The sequence below is a fragment of the Paracoccus sp. PAMC 22219 genome, assembly GCF_000787695.1.
GTDB lineage: Bacteria > Pseudomonadota > Alphaproteobacteria > Rhodobacterales > Rhodobacteraceae > Paracoccus.
Genome location: NZ_BBPH01000092.1, coordinates 1 through 17,115, shown reverse-complemented (window position 1 = coordinate 17,115; position 17,115 = coordinate 1). Strand labels below are relative to the sequence as shown.

Here is a 17,115-nt window from a genome sequence, read left to right as displayed (position 1 = left end):
CCCCGGCAGGGCGGCGGCCAGCGCGGCAGCGGCCTGGGCGGGACAGGCCAGCAGGCGCTGACCCGCGCGGTGCATGGCATGGTCGGCGGGGGCGGCGGTGATCTCGATCATACAGTCGGCGGGGACTGGGTCCATCCAGCCGGGGCGCATCTCGATCGGGTCATAGCCCAAGGCCAGCACCAGATCGGCTTGCGCCAGCAGGTCCAGAAGGATGCGGTCGGCCTTGGGCGACAGGCCCGCGCCGCCAAGGGCCAGCGGGTGCGTCTCGTCCAAGGCGCCCTTTGCCTTGTAGGTGGTCAGGACCGGCGCCTGCAGCGCATCGGCCAAAGCCGAAAGGTCGGCCCCGGCCTGCGCCGCCTGCCATCCGGCAAGGATCACCGGGCGCGCGGCCCCCGCCAGCCGCGCGAGCAGCGGGGCCAGCGCCGGGTCGTCGGCACGCAGGGTCGCTTGTGCCTCGGGCACCGGACCCCATGGAGCGTCGGTCGCGGCCCCTGCGGCCAGGGCAGGCGCCAGATCAAGATGCACCGGCCCCTGCGGATGCCGCATAGCCAGCGCCAGCGCGCGCGCGACGGTGGCCCCGGCGGACCCTGCCTCGACCTCGAAGCTGGCCTTGACCAGCGGGCGCAGGATCGCGGAGTGGTCGATGACCTGATGGGTATAGCGTGCGCGCATCCCCCGATCGACCACGCCCGAAATGACGACCAGCGGCACATGTTCCTGCGCCGCGTCCGCGATGCCGTTGACGGCATTCGTCAGCCCCGGCCCGACGGTCGTGACCAGCAGGCCTGGCACGCCGGTCATTACCGAACAGCCCGCCGCCATCAGTGCCGCCGCCGTTTCATGCCGCGCCAGGTGCATGTCGATCCCGGCCAGCGCCAGCCCATCGATCAGGGTCACGACCTCGCCGCCCGGCATGCCAAAGGCGTGGCGGATGCCGTGCAGGGCAAGGCTGCGGGCGACGATGTCGGCCACGCGGTCGGCCTGTGGCGCAATCGTGACCGGCATCTGGGGGGCGGGGCTGGTATGACGCGTCATGCACCTCTCCTGAAGGGCTGGGTATGAACGCTGCCGCCATCGCCCTGTTGGGACTGACGATTGCGGGGTCGGCGGGGGCCGGACCCTGCGGTGGGGACCGTCCCTGTCCGGTGGGCAAGCAGGGCCAGTACCGGATCGAGGTGCCGGACGGGGCCACGAGTGTGGTGGTCTGGTTTCATGGCTATATGGGATCGGCCGCTGCGACGATGGACAATCGCGCGATGGTGGGGGCGGCGACGGACCGGGGTCTGGCCTTTGCCGCCGTCGACGGGCTGGACAACACCTGGTCGCATCCGGGCGCGCCCAGCACGGCGCGCGACGACGTGGCATTCGCGGGGCTGGTGCTGGACGATCTGCAGGCGCGGTTCGGGTTCGGCGCGGATGCGGTCATTCTCGCGGGATATTCCCAAGGGGCGTCGATGGCCTATTACGCCGTCTGTGCGATGGGAGGGCGCGCGGCGGGAGCGGTTATGATGTCGGGCACCTTCTGGGAACCGATCCCGGAAAGCTGCACCGTGGCTGTGCCGCCGCTGATCCATGTCCACGGCACGTCTGATGGGACCTTTCCGCTGACCGGGCGGGCCATCGGGCGGAACCATCGTCAGGGTGACACCCATCATGGTCTGGCCCTGCTGGCCGATGCGGCGGGATGCCAGGAACCGGCAGCAACCGATCCGATCGCGGATGGGCTGCACTGCCAGGCGCGGGCGGGATGCAGCCGCGGGGCGCTGACGCTGTGCCTGCACCCGGGCGGGCACAGCGCTGACCCCGCGTTTCTGTCCGCCGGGCTGGCGGCCCTTGGGCGATAGGGGTCAGTCACCGCGCGCACGCACGACCAGCGCCACGATCACCCCAAACAGCACATGCCCCACCAGCGACGCCCAGGTCAGCGTGATGAAGCCCAGGAACGCCGGCAACCCCGCAAACAGATGAGCCATCACATACAGCGCGAACACCCACAGCCCGATGCCGAAACCCACCCCGGTCAGCAAGACCGGCAGGCCCGGGACGACCAATCTTTGCAAGGGCCGCGCGATGAACAGATAGCCAAGGGGATAGAACACGATACCCACGACGGCGTGGATCACCTCAGCCAGGCCATTGTTGCGAAACCCGAACACGCTTTGGATCAGGGCGGCCGGTTGCAGCGGGCCACCGACCCACAGGGGCGTGATGACCCGGGCCCAGAATTCCCATGTCAGGTCCGCGGCCAGACCGGACAGCAGTGCGGTCACGATCAGGCGCCGGGTCAGCATGGGCATGGCACGCTGTCGCGAGGTGATGCTGGTCATGGCAGGGCTCCTTTGCGGCATTGGGTCAATGGGCAATGCTGCCCGCGATGCGGGCGATCAGGCGGTCGTCGGCCTTAAGCGCGGCGCGGGCTGCGCGCAGGCGGGCCACAGCGACGGTGTCGCCGACCTGTCCCGCCACCTGGGTCAGGCCCAGCAGGAACAGGTCGCGCTGTGCGTTGCTGCCCCCCAAGTCGGGCAGATCAACCAGCAGGCGGTCCAGCCCTTGCCGTTCCGCGACTGATGCCCGGCCCGCCATCAGCCGCGCCAGCGGCAGGCCGATGCGGCGGGCCACGCGGGCCTGTTCGTCATGGCCTGCGGCGCGCGCGGCCATCGCGGCCAGTGCCGCATCCACCCCCGCATCATCGCGCAACGCCACCAGCGCGCACAGCGTGTGCAGCGCGGCGAAAACCAGCGTCACGTCCTGCTGGCGGCGTCGCGCGATGGCGGCCAGATCGTGCCAGCGCGGACCCACATCGACCCCCATCCGGTCCAGTCGCCACAACAGCGATACGGCATTGGCCATGTCGCGGAAATCGTCGGTCTGTTCGGGCCGGATGTCGGTGTCGTAAAGGCTCAGCACCTGGTCATGCGCGCCTTGTTCCAGATGCATCAGGCCCAGATGCCACGCCATGTGAAAGCTGAAATTGTTGCAGCCCGACCAGTGCGGACGGCTGTCCTCCAACCATGCGATGCCCGCCTTCGTATGGCCGCGCATCTCGTGGATGTGGCTGACGGCGTGGCGCCCCCAGCTGTCCTCCGGGGCCAGCATGACGGCGCGCAGGCCGGCTGCCTCGGCCTCCTCGTACTGGCCATGCTCTTCCAGCGAAAAGGCGTGACAGCCGAAGGCGAACCCACGCGCCAGAGACTGCGCGGGCAGATCGCAAAGCGCAGCTCGGCTGCGCACCAGAAGCCCAGCCCTGTCACCCGCCATGAATCGCAGCCCGTGCGACAACTTCAGTGGGAGGACAGCACCCGGGCGCGATACAAAGGCCGCGTCCAGCGCATCAGCGGCGGCCCTGAAATGCCCGCCTACGGCCAGCACCAGCGCGTCAACCAGCGCGCGTTCGTCGGGCGTACCGCCTTGGCACCGGGTCAGCGCGGCCTTCGCATCGTTCAGCCCGGCGGCCGCCGGGGCCTGCAATTCCTCGCGCGCCAGCATCAGCCGAGCAAACCCAAGAATGGCGTGCGCCGCCACATGGTCGCCATCCGCTGCCAGCGTCGCGGTAAGCGCCGGCCCGGCGGCAGGCTGGTGCGCCAGAATGGCGTATGTGGCGTGCCCGAAGGCCGTCTCGGCCGGTTCCGATTCAGAACTGACGCTCAGCCCCGGGTCCAGACTGCGGTCATCCGCGCGGATCATGCTAAAACACCAATCCGGTGGATCGCCATCGAGGCGCTCCGTCGGGCAGGACGGGTCGGGACACTGTCAGGTCACGCGAAACACTCATGTGTCCTTGCCGCTTTCGGCGCGCCGAGGTTGCTCGGCCCCGCGAGACTTGCGTGGCCCGATCAGGCGTGTTTTGCAGACCTTGAAGATTGGTACGGTCGACGGCACTTCCCGCTACCAGGCGCATTTGCGGGTCGGGCATTGGGCCATCAAGTTCGTCATTTGCATGTCTTGATTGCACTTGATGACCTTTCGGGGCGCGTGGTTCATATTGAACAGATCGTGCGGCACAGCCTATCGTTACATGCTTGATTATAACGTATTCGTGATGAAGCGATCCGTTTGAGTGAGATCGTTTGATGACCGCCGCAGGCTTGCACGGGCACAATGAGCGGGGGGGCGATGGTTTCCCATCCTGGGATCAGGATGCATTGATTTCCGTTGCGCTGCGTGATTCACAGCCGGGAAACGGAGCGGTGACATGAGCGACCTTTTTCTGGCTGACTGACGCGCAGATGGCACGCATTACCCCCTTTTTCCCAAAGTCACACGGCAAGCCAGGCGTTGATGACAGGCGTGTTTTCAGTGGGATTATCTTCATAACCCGCAATGGCTTGCGCTGGCGTGATGCACCCACCGCCTATGGACCCCACTAGACGCTTTACAGCCGTTGGAGGCGTTGGAGCGGAAAGGGCATTTTCGCTCGGATGATGGCCGGCCTTGCGGCCGAACATGGTGAAGAGCAGACCGTGATGATTGACGCCACATACCTGAAGGCACATCGCACAGCGACCAGTTTGGCCGTCAAAAGGGGGGGCGTGGTCGCCTGAACGGTCTGACCAAAGGCGGCATGAACACCAAGGTGCATGCCATTTGCGATAGCTAGGGCCGACCGCTCGACCTGTTCATCACCGCCGGACAGGTGAGCGATTATATCGGCGCACGGGCGCTGCTCGGCAGCTTGCCGAACGTCAAATGGCTGCTTGGCGATCGCGGTTATGATGCTGACTGGTTGAGAGGAGCCTAGCAGGACAAAGGGATACGCACATGCATCCCCGGTCGGAAGCGACGCAAGACGCCGATCAAGTACGACAAGCGGCGAAGCCGCATCGAGATCATGTTCGGCAGGCTCAAGGATTGGAGGCGAGTGGCAACGCGATACAACAGATGTCCAAAGGTCTTCCTCTCGGCCATCACCCTCGCAACAACCGTCATCTATTGGTTACGAAGCTTGACCCTAGATGATGCTGCGTTGGGTCGGGTCTGCCAGGTACTTAACACCCTCAATTTCTGCATGATTAGAATTCTCCGCATCCGTCCGTCGACAGGTGGCCGATCATGGGAATGTAATGCGCCCCCGTAGATGAGATAGGCGGGCTAGGACAGATACTTGGCGCGGGTGCCAAGCACGTTGTCAGGCCTCGGACCCATGAGGCAGAAATATAATTACCGTTCCATCATGAGGCGGTTACGTTACGTTCGGCCCCCTCTTCCTAGCGGACGATCTCGGCTCTGTCGCTTGGGCAGCGGATCCGAGGGCGGTATCGACATCGGATAACCGCGATGGGTTAGTCCACCGACCATAAATGCTGTGACCGTAGCCGGCAGTCTGGCTTGGAAGACGAAGGGCCCAAGCACGACCGCGTTCACGACGCCAGCTGCCGGACGGAGACCAACAGTTTTTCCGCTGTCATCTTGTCGATCAGGCGAATGCCCTAAGGGTCGGTCCGACGGCATCCACGAAGACTGGCGTCGGGGAGGCCGCCGACGCCGGATCGCCCGTAATGGCATGGGCTCGTCGGTGACGTCTGACATCTCCGTTGGATCCCGGACCAGGCCCTGCATCGCGGCCACGACCTGTGGGTCAGCCATCGGGCCCACTCAATGGCTCGACAGATCACGCACCAGTCGGCGGTGACATGGATCCGGAATGGCACCGCTGCCTGCAGCGGCTGCGTCAGCCCCCGCCTGCGTCGTCGTGGTCTGAAAGGTCCAGTTATCTGCGGGGCCTGCTGGCTTGCCTGGGGGGCAAGGCGCACGCAGGATCATCGCCGCCCAAGGCCGCGGCTATACCCTCGACCAGCCCTGCAAAGATCAGCAGCGCGCCGGCCGCCGTCATCCGGGTACCACGTCCAGCCTCGGGCGACAGTCGGTTTAGTGCGCCGATGGCCGCGCAGCTGCATGCCAGCAGCGGCAACCCCTATCCCAGTATAAGCGCGAACAGCGCCGACGCCCACAGTGCGATATCGCCGGTCTGTGCGATACAGATCAGCATTCCCTCCGAGGGTGCCGTGACACAGGGTCCAAAGGTCAGTCCCGATCTGAAATCGAGGGCGGCCGCGCCGCCAAGCGATCCGCTGCTGCCCTTGCGCGGGCTAGAATGCCGAAGAGGACAGCCCGGTTCGGTTGATGTCGATCCAAACGGCAGGCTGTCATGCTCGGGTCGAGCATGACAGCGCAAGGACCGTGAATCAGACAGGGTAGGCGCTACGTCCAGCTCGGGATCCGGTAAGTGCATCGATAGACATCAATGTATCATCCCGGCGAAGCAGAAAGAGGCCGATGGCCGCGGCAAGGACCGGCAGCCCGGCCATGAACAGAAGATTGGAGCCTTCAGCAAGCGGCATCGCGATATGGCTGGCTGTCGAGAGCGTCGATATCCCGTGGATCAAGACGCCTGCGCCATAGGTAACCGTCTTGAACAGCCCCGCAATGATACACAAGCTCAGCACGACCTGAAGGCCGCCAAGCACAAGAGCCGACGTGTCTTCCAAACCCTCAAAGCGATAGAACCGGGCGAAAATGCTGATCGTGCCTTCGGCATTGACGATCTTGTTCGCAGCCCAAGCCAGCAGGAACAGGCCGAAAGTAACGCGGATCAGCAAAAGTGACAGTCTTAGATGAGAAGGCATTCATTTTCCTTTAGGTTTTTGGTGAGAGATCACCTTGGCCTCCCTGAATGGTTCATCACGTCAGGGAGTATGATGTGGGGCGATCAGTTCGGGGACAGAGGTAGGCGGATCTGAACATCCTGCCCGCCTTGGGCCGACCCGAACGTCAGTCGCCCAGACATGCGCTGAACCGCCGCGGCCACGATCGACAGACCCAGGCCGCTGCCTTGCGACATCGTGCCCGGCCCGCGCCAGAATCGTTCTGTCACCCTATCGCGATGGGCGGGATCGATCCCAAGACCTTCGTCCCTGACGCTGAAGACGATCCAGTCGCCCTCATGACGTGCGGACATGGTCACGGTTCCGCCACCTGGTGAATGCTGGATGGCATTCTCGACCAGATTGCGGAGAGCCGACTGGATCAGCACTCTGGGAATATGCATCATGGGGAGGGAATCTGTGACGGTAAGAACGGTGACCTTGGCGGCTTGTGCCTGCAGGTCGGCGTTTGCCGCCGCCTCGTCCAGCAAAGCCGACGGGGCAAGAGGATCGGGGTCGGCGGCTTCGTAGTCGATGGCGGTCAGATCAAGCAACTGGCGCACCATCCGGTCACTGCGATCGACCGAGGTCTCGATCGCCTCCAATGCGCGGTTCCGGCTTGCCTCGTCGGGTGCGCGTCGCGCGATCTGTGCCTGCATGCGCATGCCTGCCAACGGGGTCTTCAACTCATGCGCGGCGAACGCCGTGAAGTCACGCTCGGTCCTGCGAACATGGTCGAGCTTGTCGAACATCTGATTAAGTGCGCGCCGGATGGGACGGATCTCGCGGGGGTCCCGGGCCGCAGGCAGCGGGCTGAGATCGTCGGGACCCCGGGCGCGCAACGCGGATTCCAGATTTGCCAGAGGGGAAAGGCCGCGACCAAGAACCATCCAGATCAGCAAGGTGAGAGCGGGAATGACGACCAGCGCTGGCCACACAAAGCCACGCATGACGTCGCTGACAAGACTATCGCGGACCGTGATGCGATCACCGACCATGATGCGCAGGCCAAGTTCGGGATGAACGGCGGTAAAGACCCGCCATTGTTCCCCGTCTATGATCGAGGTGGCCAAACCAGGCGCTTGAGCAAGCTTGTCATCCGGGGCACCTGCCGATGCGCCGACCAGCTCTCCGCGCAGGGACCAGACCTGGCAATAGAGCTGTCGGTCAGGACCGTCGCCATCCGGGCTGACGTCCTGAGGCACGAAGGGTTCGGAAAAGGTCACCCCTCCTTCGCGGATGAGAGATCCCAGCATGTTGGCTGATTCCTCAAGTCGCGCGTCCAGCACAGTCTGGACCTGCGCACGGGTGGAGCCGTTGATCCAGACCATCGCCGAAACCCAGATCAGCCCGGTGGACAGGATCAGGATGAGAGAGAGGCGAGCGCGCAGGGACATCAATTGCCCTCCGGGGGGGTCGCATTCATGCGATAGCCCAGCCCCCGCTCGGTCTGGATTGTTCCGCGTCCCAGTTTGGCGCGCAGATTGTGGATGTGAACCTCGACGGCGTTGGATTCGACGTCGTCCTGCCAGCCGTAGAGCCGTTCTTCCAGCTGAGCGCGAGAGAGAATTCGACCGGGTTGTTCGATCAAGGCGTGCAGGATGGCAAACTCCCGGCGCGACAGGTGGCGCGGGTGTCCATCAACCAGGACCTGTCGCGTGGTGGCGTCGACCATCAGCCCGCCCCAGACAATCGTCGGGCTGGCACGGCCTTCATGTCGGCGAAGCATGGCTCTTATCCGGGCGGCCAGCTCATCGAGATCAAAGGGCTTGCCCAGATAGTCGTCAGCACCTGCGTCCAGCCCGCTGACCCTGTCGCTGACACGGTCCCGGGCCGTCAGCAGCAACACGGGAAGCATGTTTTCGTCTGCACGCATCTCGGCAAGCAGCTGCGTTCCAAGACCGTCAGGCAACATGACATCAAGAACGACACCGGCAAATTCGGCTTCGCGCAGCGCCGCGCGGGCGTCGGCCAGCGTCGCCACGGCATCGACCGTGAACCCCGACAGCCCCAGACCAACACTGAGCCCATCAGACAGCACGGGATCATCCTCTACAATCAGCAGCCGCATGAACGGGCATTCCTTCCTTGGTCGGCATCCTTTTACGCCCAACTTAAGGCGGGCTTAAGGTTGGGGCGGCACAAAACTGCGGATCCATGGCTGCTCTGCCTAGGAACCAGATGGGCATGGCGCCTCTTGCCTAAGGGGTGCCCGCCAACGTCAGGGCGCAAACGCAATCCGAAAGAAGACGATGATCCATAACCTGACCAGACACCTTTTTGCCGGTGTCGCCCTTGTCACGCTGGCTGCCTGCCAGCCTGCTGTCCAGGATACCCCAAAGTTGGCAGCAGCCGAGCAACCGGTCGCGGCTGCTGTCAGTCAGCAGACCCTGGCCATGTACGCATCCACCCAGGACGGCGATATCACCGTGCCTGCCATCCCCGCGTCTTTGTTGACGGAAGACAAGGCGCGTCAGGTCGTCGATTACTGGACCGAGCACCCGGTGGGCAGCATCATCGTCGATCCCTATGCCAAGCTGCTGTATCATGTTCAGGCGGGCGACAAGGCCATGCGCTATTCCGTCGGCGTAGGCGCCGCGGGGTTCGGCTTTGCTGGCGAGGCACATACCCCCTATCAGCGCGACTGGCCGCGCTGGACGCCGACTGACAACATGCTGGCCGCCAATCCCGAACACTATGGTCCGTCAGCGGATGGTGTCGAAGGTGGTTTGGAAAATCCGATGGGTGCAAGGGCGCTTTATATCCACAACCGGGGTGGTGACACCCATTACCGCATACATGGAACACCTGATCCGCAATCGATCGGCACGGCGTCGTCGGCAGGCTGCATCAGGCTGTTCAACCAGGACATCATTCACCTTGCCGAACGGACCGACAGCATGGCCAAGGTCATCGTGCTGACGCAGGCGCAATCCGGTCAGGGCACCGTTCCGCCCGGAACGGCATCAGCCCCGGAAGCGCCTTTCGATTCCTCGTCCGAAGCTTATGGTGTCGATGACATCTCTGCGGCGGGCTGAGGACAGGCCGGCGACGGTCGCCCGCAAATGACTTGACGAACACGTGGTCTCCGTAACGAAGCCGCGCGACCTGCAACATGTCGCGCGGCGCATCGGTCACGCTGTGCTGCAAGGTAGGAGGGTGCGATGTCATCGCCGTATTTACAGGGACGCCCGGCCGGCAGGCTGATTTACAGGTCCAGATGGTAAGATGCGTTCGCGTTGGTCATGCCCGCTCATGGTCAAGATGCGGCGTTGCGACAGGCCTGGCCCCATACGGACTTCACGCGCAGGGGCATCGACTTGGCCCAGGTCGTGTCGGGCGGTCCGGCCAAGGACGGCATTCCCGCTTTGACAGGACCCGAATTCATGTCTGTGGCTGCGGAAAGCCGTCTTTCTGACCCCGAACCCGTGATGTCCGTCCACCTGCCCGGTCAGCAGGCGCGAGCTACCCGCTCCACTATCTGGTGTGGCATGAAATCGTCTATGACGTGATCGGGGGCCAGCCGGTGCTGGTCACGTTCTGTCCCCTTTGCAACACGGGAATGGTGTTCGATCCGCGGGTGAACGGGCAGGCCCTGTCCTTTGGGGTCTTGGGCCTTCTGCGCCATTCGGACATGATCATGTATGACCGCGCGACGGAAAGCTGGTGGCAGCAGGCCCTGGGCTTGGCATTGTCGGGCGGCTACAGGGACAGCGGTTGTGACAGCCGCCCGCGCTGATGATCAGCTGGAGTGCGTTCCGCGCCGCGCATCCCGACGGCCTTGTGATGGCTCAGCCGGACCGGAGCCGGGTCTATGGCAGCAATCCCTATGCGGGTTATGTCACGGGCCGGCCGTCTCTCTCTGCAGGCAAAGATCCGCCCCACGGCACCCCGCCGCTGGAGCGGGTCGTGCGGATGGGCGACCGGGCGTGGCCTCTGACGCGTCTGGCCCGCGCTGGCCGGATCGCCGAAGGCGGCGTGGTCCTGACATGGCAGACCGGGCAGGCGTCGGCGCTGAACAGCCGCGAGATCGCATCGGGGGGCGAGGTCGGCAATGTCCTCGTGCAGGACGCGGCCGGGCGGGATGTGGTGCATGACATGCCCTTTGCCTTTGCGTTTCACGCCTTTCACCCGGACGGGACATGGATGCTGGGCCGCTGACCTAAAACGGGTCCGCAGCCCAACCTGCTTACGCGGTGCCACGCACCGAATAGTCGTTTTTCATCACGAAGCCCAAGCCGTGGATCAGGTCGTCCAGACGCGGGCGTGCAAACGGTGTGTTCTGCAGATACAGCGCATAGATGCTGCCATCGGCTTTCAGAACGGCAATACCCGGTTCCGCAAAGCGGGCAGGTTCCGCGTCCTTGGCCTTGTCCGACACGTACAGGCCCCATTCCCGCGCCGATGCCTCGGTCAGGCCGTGTCCGATCGTCAGCGCGCCCAGATCCCATTCCTGGACCTGCCGGGCGAACTGCTCGCTGTCGTCCATGGACACCGCTGCAACGGCCAGGCCAGCGTCGCGCAGTTCATCCTGGCGGCTTGCCAGCTCCTCGATCTGGGTCTTGCAGATGGGGCAGTGGACCCCGCGATAGAAAAAGATCACGCTCAGCCCACCATCGGCGCGGAGGGAAGGTCAAAGGCACTGCCGTTCGCGCTATGGGCATGGATCGCAGGAGCCGCGGTGGCGGGCATCGGGGTGGTGTGGGTCATGGATGCACTTTCTCATTGGAGAACCCGGCTTTTCCGGGTTGGATGCCCAGGGAACGAATTTCGGAACGGATAGTTTCAAAATAACCGCAGTCAAGGATCATCGCCATGCCCCACCGCCCGATACTGGTGTTCGACGTCAACGAAACGCTGCTGAATCTGGATCACCTATGCCCTGTGTTCGATAGGATCTTTGGAGATACAGCGGTCATGCGTGACTGGTTCGCACAGCTGATCCTTTATTCGCAGACCTTGACGATCACGGGTCTACGCAGTGATTTCGGCACTTTGGCCGTCGCTGTCCTGCGCATGACCGGCATGATCCGCGGGGTCGCCATCTCGGACGAGGACGCCGACGCATTGCGTCAGGCGATCGGGACGATGCCCGCGCATCCGGATGCGGCCGAGGCGCTGGACCATCTGCGGCAGCAGGGGTTCCGCATGGTGACGCTGACCAACTCGTCGCCGGCAAAGGGTCCTTCGGCGCTGGAACGTGCAGGGCTGGCCGCGTATTTCGAGGCAAGCTTCAGCGTGCAGCCCACAAACCGATTCAAGCCCGCTCCGCAAACCTATCAAATGGTTGCCGACGCGCTGGCAGTGTCGCCGCGCGACTTATGTCTGGTGGCCTGTCATGTCTGGGACACGATCGGGATGCAGGCCATGGGTGGAAAAGGTGCCTTGGTCACGCATGGCGTTAATGCGCCGCTTGTTCTGCCGGACGTGCCGCAGCCGGATGTTGTGGCCGCTGATCTTCGGACACTGGCGCATGCCATTGCCGATCGGTGGGGCAGGACCTAAGCCGCCTTTCCTTTCTTCCGGTTTTTTCCCATATCCGGAATGGACGTTTCGATAAGCGAGGAACCGAATGACGCCGATCACTCCCGCCTCCCGCCCGCGCGGACGTCCGCGCGGCTTTGACGACGCGACGGCGTTGGAGGCTGCGATGCGGGTGTTCTGGGCACGCGGATACGAACAGGCACCCGTCGATCTGCTGTGTCGCCAGATGAATATGCCGCGCACCAGCCTCTATCACCTGTTCGGCGACAAGGAGGGGCTTTTTCTTGCCAGCATATCCCATTACGCGGACACGCGCCTGCGCCCCGTGATTGACGCTCTGGGGCCGAACGGATCGCTTGCGGAGGATCTGTCTGCATTCTTTGGCCAGGTCGTGCATCTTGCCAGCAGCGACAGCGCCACCCCGGGATGCCTGATATCGTCGGTTCTGGCTGATGCGGCGGTCACGACAAGCCGGTTTCAGGAAGAGCGCGACCGGCGGTTTGACGCCTTGGAAGCATGTATCGCCACACGGCTCGAGGTGGATGGCTGGCCTGAACACGGCAGCTGCCCGGCCACTGTTGCAGCGTCGCTGGCGGCGGCCATGGCGCGCGGCGTTGTCTTGCGAGCACGCTCGGGGCAGGGCAGGGACGTCTTGTCTCCCGTTGGTGCCGCTGCGGTGACGGCTCTGATGGCCTTGCAGGACCGGACACGCGGTCGTGATCCGGCCAGTGCCAAACTTCTGTAACACATTTGATCGGCAGCCGACCCTTTACGTGACGAGGCCTAAGGGCCGTTCCGAAAGGTGATGAAGGAAACAGTGTGAAGAAGCCCGTCTTGTTGATCGCCCTCGCAGGGCTTGTCGCAGCGGCGCTGTGGCTGCTGGCCGGTCAGGAGATCGACCTGCAGACCCTGCGTGATCGATTGGCCGCAATCAGCGCATTCCAAGAGAGCCGTCCCTTCCTCGTGGCAGGCCTGTTCCTGGCTGCCTATGTCGCTGTGGCGGCGCTGTCGCTGCCCATCGCTGTCTGGCTGACGCTGGCGGGTGGCGCGCTGTTCGGGTTCTGGACCGGCCTTCTGATCGTGTCATTCGCTTCGGCCATCGGCGCGACACTGGCCTTTCTGGCCTCGCGCTATCTGTTGCGGGATTGGGTGCGGGCACGGTTGGGCGCGCGGGCTAAGGGGATCGAGGCCGGACTGGCGCGCGACGGGGCCTTTTATCTCTTCTCGCTGCGGCTGATCCCGGTCGTGCCGTTTTTTGCCGTGAACCTGCTGATGGGATTGACCCCGATCCGGGCTTGGACCTTCTATTGGGTCAGCCAGCTGGGCATGCTGGCGGGCACTGCGGTCTATGTGAATGCGGGAACCCAGTTGGCGGGCTTGGACAGCCTTTCAGGCATCGTCTCGCCGCCGCTGCTGGCCTCATTCGCCCTGCTGGCGGTCTTTCCCTGGGTCGCGCGCGCCGTTCTCGGCCTGTGGAAACGACGCCGCGTCTATGCCGGCTGGACCCGGCCCAAGCGGTTCGACCGCAACCTGGTGGTGATCGGGGCGGGCTCTGCGGGGTTGGTGTCGGCCTATATCGCGGCCGCCACCAAGGCGCGCGTGACGCTGGTCGAGGCGGGAGAGATGGGCGGCGACTGCCTGAACTATGGCTGCGTGCCGTCCAAGGCGCTGATCCGCAGCGCCACCCTGGCGCATCAGATGCGCCATGCCGCGCGATACGGGCTGACTGACACGACCCCCGACATTCCGTTCCGGTCGGTCATGGACCGCATCCATTGCGTCATCGCCGACATCGCCCCGCATGACAGCGTCGAACGCTATACCGGGCTGGGGGTCGAGGTTCTGAAGGGGCATGCGCGCCTGATCGACCCCTGGACGGTCGAGATCACCGATACGGCCGGTGCGCGGCAGCGTCTGACGACCCGTGCGGTGATCATCGCAACCGGGGCGCGGCCCTTCATGCCGCCGCTGCCGGGGCTGGGTCTGGTCGATCCGCTGACCTCGGACAATCTTTGGACAAGGCTGCAGGGTCATGATCAGGCCCCGCCTCGCCTTGTGGTGCTGGGCGGTGGACCGATCGGCTGCGAACTGGCGCAGGCCTTTGCCCGGCTCGGCTCTGAAGTGACGCAGATCGAGATGGCGCCACGGTTGATGATGCGGGAAGACCTGGACGCCTCCGCGCTGGTAACCGCGTCGATCGAGGCGGATGGCGTTTCGGTCCTGACGGGCCACAAGGCCGTCGCCTGCGGCCTGAGCGATGATGGCCAGAAGTGGATCGAGGTTGAAAGCGCAGGCGACACCCGGCGCATTTCGTTTGACCAGATCATCGTCGCAGTCGGCCGCAGCGCGCGTCTGGAAGGCTTCGGCCTGGAGGAACTGGGCATCGCCAGCGACCGCACGATCGACGTGAACGACTATCTGGAGACGCGCTTTCCAAACATCCTGGCGGCGGGGGATGTCGCGGGACCGTTCCAGTTCACCCATACCGCATCGCATCAGGCATGGTTCGCGTCGGTCAACGCGCTGTTCGGCACATTTCGCAAGTTCAAGGCTGATTACAGCGTGATCCCTTGGGCAACCTTCACGGCCCCCGAAGTGGCCCGCGTCGGGCTGTCCGAGGCCGAGGCCCGCGACAAGGGCATCGCGGTGGAGGTCACGCGTTATGACCTGGCGGAGCTTGACCGTGCGATCACCGACGGCGCAGCGCATGGTTTCGTCAAGGTTCTGACCGCCCCGGGCAAGGACCGCATCCTGGGCGTCACCATCGTGGGCGACCATGCAGGCGATCTGATCGCAGAGTTTGTCCTGGCCATGAAGCACGGGCTGGGACTGAACAAGATGCTGGGCACCATCCACATCTATCCCACCTGGGCCGAGGCGAACAAGGCTGTTGCCGGAAACTGGCGTCGGGCGCATGTGAACGCTCGGCTGCTGGCGATCGTCAAGCGCTTTCACGATTGGAGGCGTGGATGATCGACGCGCGTCTGCAACCGCTGCAGCGTGCCGTGCTGCAGCCGCCGGCGGCGTTGCTGGCGGCGCGCGGCATTACGGCCGATTCAATCAGCATCGCAGGGTTTGCGGTCGGCCTTCTGGCCATCCCCGCCCTTGCGTTTGGCTGGTGGATGGCGGCGTTTGTCCTGATCGCTGCCAACCGGATCATGGACGGATTGGACGGGGCGGTGGCACGCATCCACGGGCCGACCGACCGCGGCGCCTTTCTGGACATCGCGCTGGACTTCGTCTTCTACGCGCTGGTGCCCTTGGGCTTTGCACTCCACGACCCGGCAGCCAATGCCCTGCCGGCCGCCGTCCTGATCGCGGCCTTCGTCGGCACCGGATCATCGTTCTTGGCCTTTGCTGCAATTGCCGCAAAGCGTGGTGATCAGGCGGCGAAATTTCGCACGAAAGGCATCTACTATCTTGGCGGATTGACCGAGGGGTTCGAGACGATCGCGGTCTTCCTTGCCATGTGTCTCTTTCCCGCCTCCTTTGCCATGCTGGCCTGGATATTTGCTGCCGCTTGCGGCATGACGACCGTCCTTCGCTGGCACCAGGGATGGACCACCTTTCGCTGATCCCCTGTCAACCGGAGACGTTGATGAACCCTATTCTGACCGCCGCCGCCGCCCTGTTGCTGAGCGTTACCCCCGCACTGTCCCAGACTTGGCAGGACGTCCTGGACGAGGCCCGGGGCCAGACCGTCTATTTCCATGCTTGGGGCGGGGACCAGCGCACCAATGACTTCATCGCCTCGGTGGGAGACGAGGTTCTGGATCGTCATGGCGTGACCCTTCAGCATGTGCGTCTTGCAGATACCGCCGATGCAGTCGCGCGCGTGCTGGCCGAACGGGCCGCAGGGCGCGACGAGAACGGATCGGTGGATCTGATCTGGCTGAATGGGCCGAACTTTCTGGCGATGAAGGATCAGGGTCTGCTTTATGGACCGTTCGTTGCCGATCTGCCCAATGCGCAATGGCTGGACCTCTCCGAGGGCTCTGCCAATTCGGTCGACTTCACCGTTCCGGTCGAGGGGTTGGAAAGCCCATGGCGGCTAGCGAAATTCGTCTTCACCTATGACGGCGCCCGCATCGACGCGCCACCGACCGTCATGGGTGGATGGGTCGATTGGGCGGCGGCGCATCCGGGGCGCATCACCCATCCCGATCCGTCGAACTTCATGGGCGCGACGTTCCTGAAACAGGCGCTGATCGAACTGGCGCCGGGCGGCACCGACCTGTCGGCCCCGCCGACCGATGACGGCTTTGCCGCGGCCACCGCCCCGCTGTGGGACTGGTATGACGCGCTGCGCCCGCATCTGTGGCGCGACGGGATGTCGTTCCCCGAAAACGAAAGCATCCAGCAGCAGTTGCTCAATGACGGAGAGATCGACGTGACCATGTCCTTCGATCCGGCCTCGGCGGCGGCGGCGATCGCGGACGGCCTGCTGCCCGACACGGTGCGCGTCCATGTCCCCGCGGCAGGCAGCATCGGCAATGTCAGCTTCGTGGCGATCCCCGTCAATGCGGCGCACCAAGCCGGGGCCAGGGTCGTGGCGAATGCCCTGCTGGACCCCGCGACACAGGCGCGCATGCAGAACATCGACGTGCTGGGATCGTTCTCGGTTCTTGATCCCGCGCGACTGGACGCGGACGGGCAGGCGGCCTTCGCGGCCCTGCCCACAGCGCCCGCGCTGCCGTCCCTGGCCAATCTGGGGCCGGTCCTGCCCGAGCCGCATCCCGACTGGATGACGCGGCTGACCGCCGAATGGCAGGCGCGCTACACCCGGTGATCACGCTGAGGGGGATCACCGGCCTGGCCATCGGGCTGGTCGTGGTGATGCCGGTCCTTCTGGGGCTGGCGCAGAGCGTCATGGCGGGGTTCGGACATATGCCGATGGTGGGCGCGCGGGGGCCGAACCTGGACGCTTGGCGCGACCTGCTGGGACAGCCCGGCCTGGCGCGCGCGGCAGCGCTGTCGCTGTGGACCGGGC

16 protein-coding genes and 2 pseudogenes are annotated in these 17,115 nt (G+C 64.5%); 11 read left to right on the top strand and 7 right to left on the bottom strand.

Features of this window, described 5'->3' with window-relative positions:
- A partial coding sequence (locus tag TY51_RS11115; protein ID WP_197054738.1) for a thiamine pyrophosphate-binding protein occupies nucleotides 1-1,035 on the bottom strand: 1,035 nt, incomplete at its 3' end.
- Nucleotides 1,036-1,058: 23 nt separating this feature from the next.
- On the opposite strand from TY51_RS11115, the gene TY51_RS11110 reads away from it, so the two are divergent.
- On the top strand, nucleotides 1,059-1,844 hold the full coding sequence (locus tag TY51_RS11110) for a PHB depolymerase family esterase (protein WP_052650065.1): 786 nt from the start codon (nucleotides 1,059-1,061) through the stop codon (nucleotides 1,842-1,844).
- A 3-nt stretch (nucleotides 1,845-1,847) separates the two neighbouring features.
- On the opposite strand, the gene TY51_RS11105 is transcribed toward TY51_RS11110, so the two are convergent.
- Together TY51_RS11105 and TY51_RS11100 are read right to left on the bottom strand one after the other, a co-directional pair.
- Nucleotides 1,848-2,327, bottom strand: a complete 480-nt coding sequence (locus TY51_RS11105) for a hypothetical protein (protein WP_042249629.1) — start codon at nucleotides 2,325-2,327, stop codon at nucleotides 1,848-1,850.
- A gap of 25 nt (nucleotides 2,328-2,352) precedes the next feature.
- Entirely contained in the window at nucleotides 2,353-3,684 is a 1,332-nt protein-coding gene (locus TY51_RS11100) for a hypothetical protein (protein WP_042249628.1), read from the bottom strand.
- Nucleotides 3,685-4,226: 542 nt separating this feature from the next.
- Here TY51_RS11100 and TY51_RS21055 point away from each other — a divergent pair.
- A pseudogene (locus TY51_RS21055) lies at nucleotides 4,227-4,936 on the top strand (IS5 family transposase); the annotation flags it as partial.
- Between the two features lie 1,246 nt (nucleotides 4,937-6,182).
- On the opposite strand, the gene TY51_RS11085 reads toward TY51_RS21055, so the two are convergent.
- The 3 genes from TY51_RS11085 to TY51_RS11075 form a co-directional block, all read right to left on the bottom strand.
- Nucleotides 6,183-6,623 (bottom strand): hypothetical protein, encoded by a 441-nt coding sequence (locus TY51_RS11085; RefSeq protein ID WP_042249624.1) that lies wholly within the window; start codon nucleotides 6,621-6,623, stop codon nucleotides 6,183-6,185.
- 83 nt (nucleotides 6,624-6,706) lie between these two features.
- On the bottom strand, nucleotides 6,707-8,038 hold the full coding sequence (locus TY51_RS11080) for an ATP-binding protein (protein WP_052650062.1): 1,332 nt from the start codon (nucleotides 8,036-8,038) through the stop codon (nucleotides 6,707-6,709).
- On the bottom strand, nucleotides 8,038-8,712 hold the full coding sequence (locus TY51_RS11075; RefSeq protein ID WP_042249618.1) for a response regulator: 675 nt from the start codon (nucleotides 8,710-8,712) through the stop codon (nucleotides 8,038-8,040). Before TY51_RS11075 ends, TY51_RS11080 begins: the two co-directional genes overlap by 1 nt.
- A 181-nt stretch (nucleotides 8,713-8,893) precedes the next feature.
- Between TY51_RS11075 and TY51_RS11070 the strand changes: the two genes are divergently transcribed.
- From TY51_RS11070 to TY51_RS24020, 3 genes are all read left to right on the top strand, one after another.
- The gene (locus TY51_RS11070) at nucleotides 8,894-9,679 is read left to right on the top strand and encodes a L,D-transpeptidase (RefSeq protein WP_081994910.1); all 786 of its coding nucleotides are present in this window, start codon (nucleotides 8,894-8,896) and stop codon (nucleotides 9,677-9,679) included.
- Nucleotides 9,680-10,125: 446 nt separating this feature from the next.
- Nucleotides 10,126-10,380, top strand: coding sequence for a DUF3179 domain-containing (seleno)protein (locus TY51_RS24025; protein WP_307536286.1), 255 nt, complete (start codon nucleotides 10,126-10,128; stop codon nucleotides 10,378-10,380).
- Nucleotides 10,380-10,802, top strand: a complete 423-nt coding sequence (locus tag TY51_RS24020) for a DUF3179 domain-containing (seleno)protein (protein WP_255351406.1) — start codon at nucleotides 10,380-10,382, stop codon at nucleotides 10,800-10,802. Before TY51_RS24025 ends, TY51_RS24020 begins: the two co-directional genes overlap by 1 nt.
- Before the next feature lie 28 nt (nucleotides 10,803-10,830).
- Here the strand turns inward: TY51_RS24020 and TY51_RS11060 are convergent, their stop codons facing one another.
- Complete coding sequence (locus TY51_RS11060; protein WP_197054737.1) at nucleotides 10,831-11,244, bottom strand: redoxin domain-containing protein; 414 nt, start codon at nucleotides 11,242-11,244, stop codon at nucleotides 10,831-10,833.
- 212 nt (nucleotides 11,245-11,456) lie between these two features.
- Here TY51_RS11060 and TY51_RS11055 point away from each other — a divergent pair, with 212 nt between their 5' ends.
- The 6 genes and pseudogenes from TY51_RS11055 to TY51_RS11030 form a co-directional block, all read left to right on the top strand.
- Nucleotides 11,457-12,146, top strand: a complete 690-nt coding sequence (locus TY51_RS11055; protein WP_042249615.1) for a haloacid dehalogenase type II — start codon at nucleotides 11,457-11,459, stop codon at nucleotides 12,144-12,146.
- A gap of 67 nt (nucleotides 12,147-12,213) precedes the next feature.
- Nucleotides 12,214-12,870, top strand: a complete 657-nt coding sequence (locus TY51_RS20310) for a TetR/AcrR family transcriptional regulator (protein ID WP_052650060.1) — start codon at nucleotides 12,214-12,216, stop codon at nucleotides 12,868-12,870.
- A gap of 74 nt (nucleotides 12,871-12,944) precedes the next feature.
- Complete coding sequence (locus tag TY51_RS11045) at nucleotides 12,945-15,098, top strand: FAD-dependent oxidoreductase (RefSeq protein WP_042249611.1); 2,154 nt, start codon at nucleotides 12,945-12,947, stop codon at nucleotides 15,096-15,098.
- Nucleotides 15,095-15,700: a CDP-alcohol phosphatidyltransferase family protein gene (locus TY51_RS11040; protein ID WP_042249608.1), complete on the top strand. Its 606-nt coding sequence runs from the start codon at nucleotides 15,095-15,097 to the stop codon at nucleotides 15,698-15,700. The genes TY51_RS11045 and TY51_RS11040 overlap by 4 nt, the downstream gene beginning before the upstream one ends.
- Nucleotides 15,701-15,723: 23 nt before the next feature.
- Nucleotides 15,724-16,914, top strand: a complete 1,191-nt coding sequence (locus TY51_RS11035; RefSeq protein WP_042249631.1) for an ABC transporter substrate-binding protein — start codon at nucleotides 15,724-15,726, stop codon at nucleotides 16,912-16,914.
- A pseudogene (locus tag TY51_RS11030) lies at nucleotides 16,890-17,115 on the top strand (hypothetical protein); the annotation flags it as partial. The gene TY51_RS11035 and the pseudogene TY51_RS11030, both read left to right, overlap by 25 nt.

What these genes read in the sequence shown, in the direction of transcription:
- TY51_RS11085 (WP_042249624.1), bottom strand. Translation starts at nt 6,623, where the DNA reads ATGCCTTCTCATCTAAGACTGTCACTTTTGCTGATCCGCGTTACTTTC.
- TY51_RS11100 (WP_042249628.1), bottom strand. Translation starts at nt 3,684, where the DNA reads ATGATCCGCGCGGATGACCGCAGTCTGGACCCGGGGCTGAGCGTCAGT.
- TY51_RS11070 (WP_081994910.1), top strand. Translation starts at nt 8,894, where the DNA reads ATGATCCATAACCTGACCAGACACCTTTTTGCCGGTGTCGCCCTTGTC.
- TY51_RS11075 (WP_042249618.1), bottom strand. Translation starts at nt 8,712, where the DNA reads ATGCGGCTGCTGATTGTAGAGGATGATCCCGTGCTGTCTGATGGGCTC.
- TY51_RS24020 (WP_255351406.1), top strand. Translation starts at nt 10,380, where the DNA reads ATGATCAGCTGGAGTGCGTTCCGCGCCGCGCATCCCGACGGCCTTGTG.
- TY51_RS11110 (WP_052650065.1), top strand. Translation starts at nt 1,059, where the DNA reads ATGAACGCTGCCGCCATCGCCCTGTTGGGACTGACGATTGCGGGGTCG.
- TY51_RS11080 (WP_052650062.1), bottom strand. Translation starts at nt 8,038, where the DNA reads ATGTCCCTGCGCGCTCGCCTCTCTCTCATCCTGATCCTGTCCACCGGG.
- TY51_RS11035 (WP_042249631.1), top strand. Translation starts at nt 15,724, where the DNA reads ATGAACCCTATTCTGACCGCCGCCGCCGCCCTGTTGCTGAGCGTTACC.
- TY51_RS20310 (WP_052650060.1), top strand. Translation starts at nt 12,214, where the DNA reads ATGACGCCGATCACTCCCGCCTCCCGCCCGCGCGGACGTCCGCGCGGC.
- TY51_RS11055 (WP_042249615.1), top strand. Translation starts at nt 11,457, where the DNA reads ATGCCCCACCGCCCGATACTGGTGTTCGACGTCAACGAAACGCTGCTG.
- TY51_RS11105 (WP_042249629.1), bottom strand. Translation starts at nt 2,327, where the DNA reads ATGACCAGCATCACCTCGCGACAGCGTGCCATGCCCATGCTGACCCGG.
- TY51_RS11040 (WP_042249608.1), top strand. Translation starts at nt 15,095, where the DNA reads ATGATCGACGCGCGTCTGCAACCGCTGCAGCGTGCCGTGCTGCAGCCG.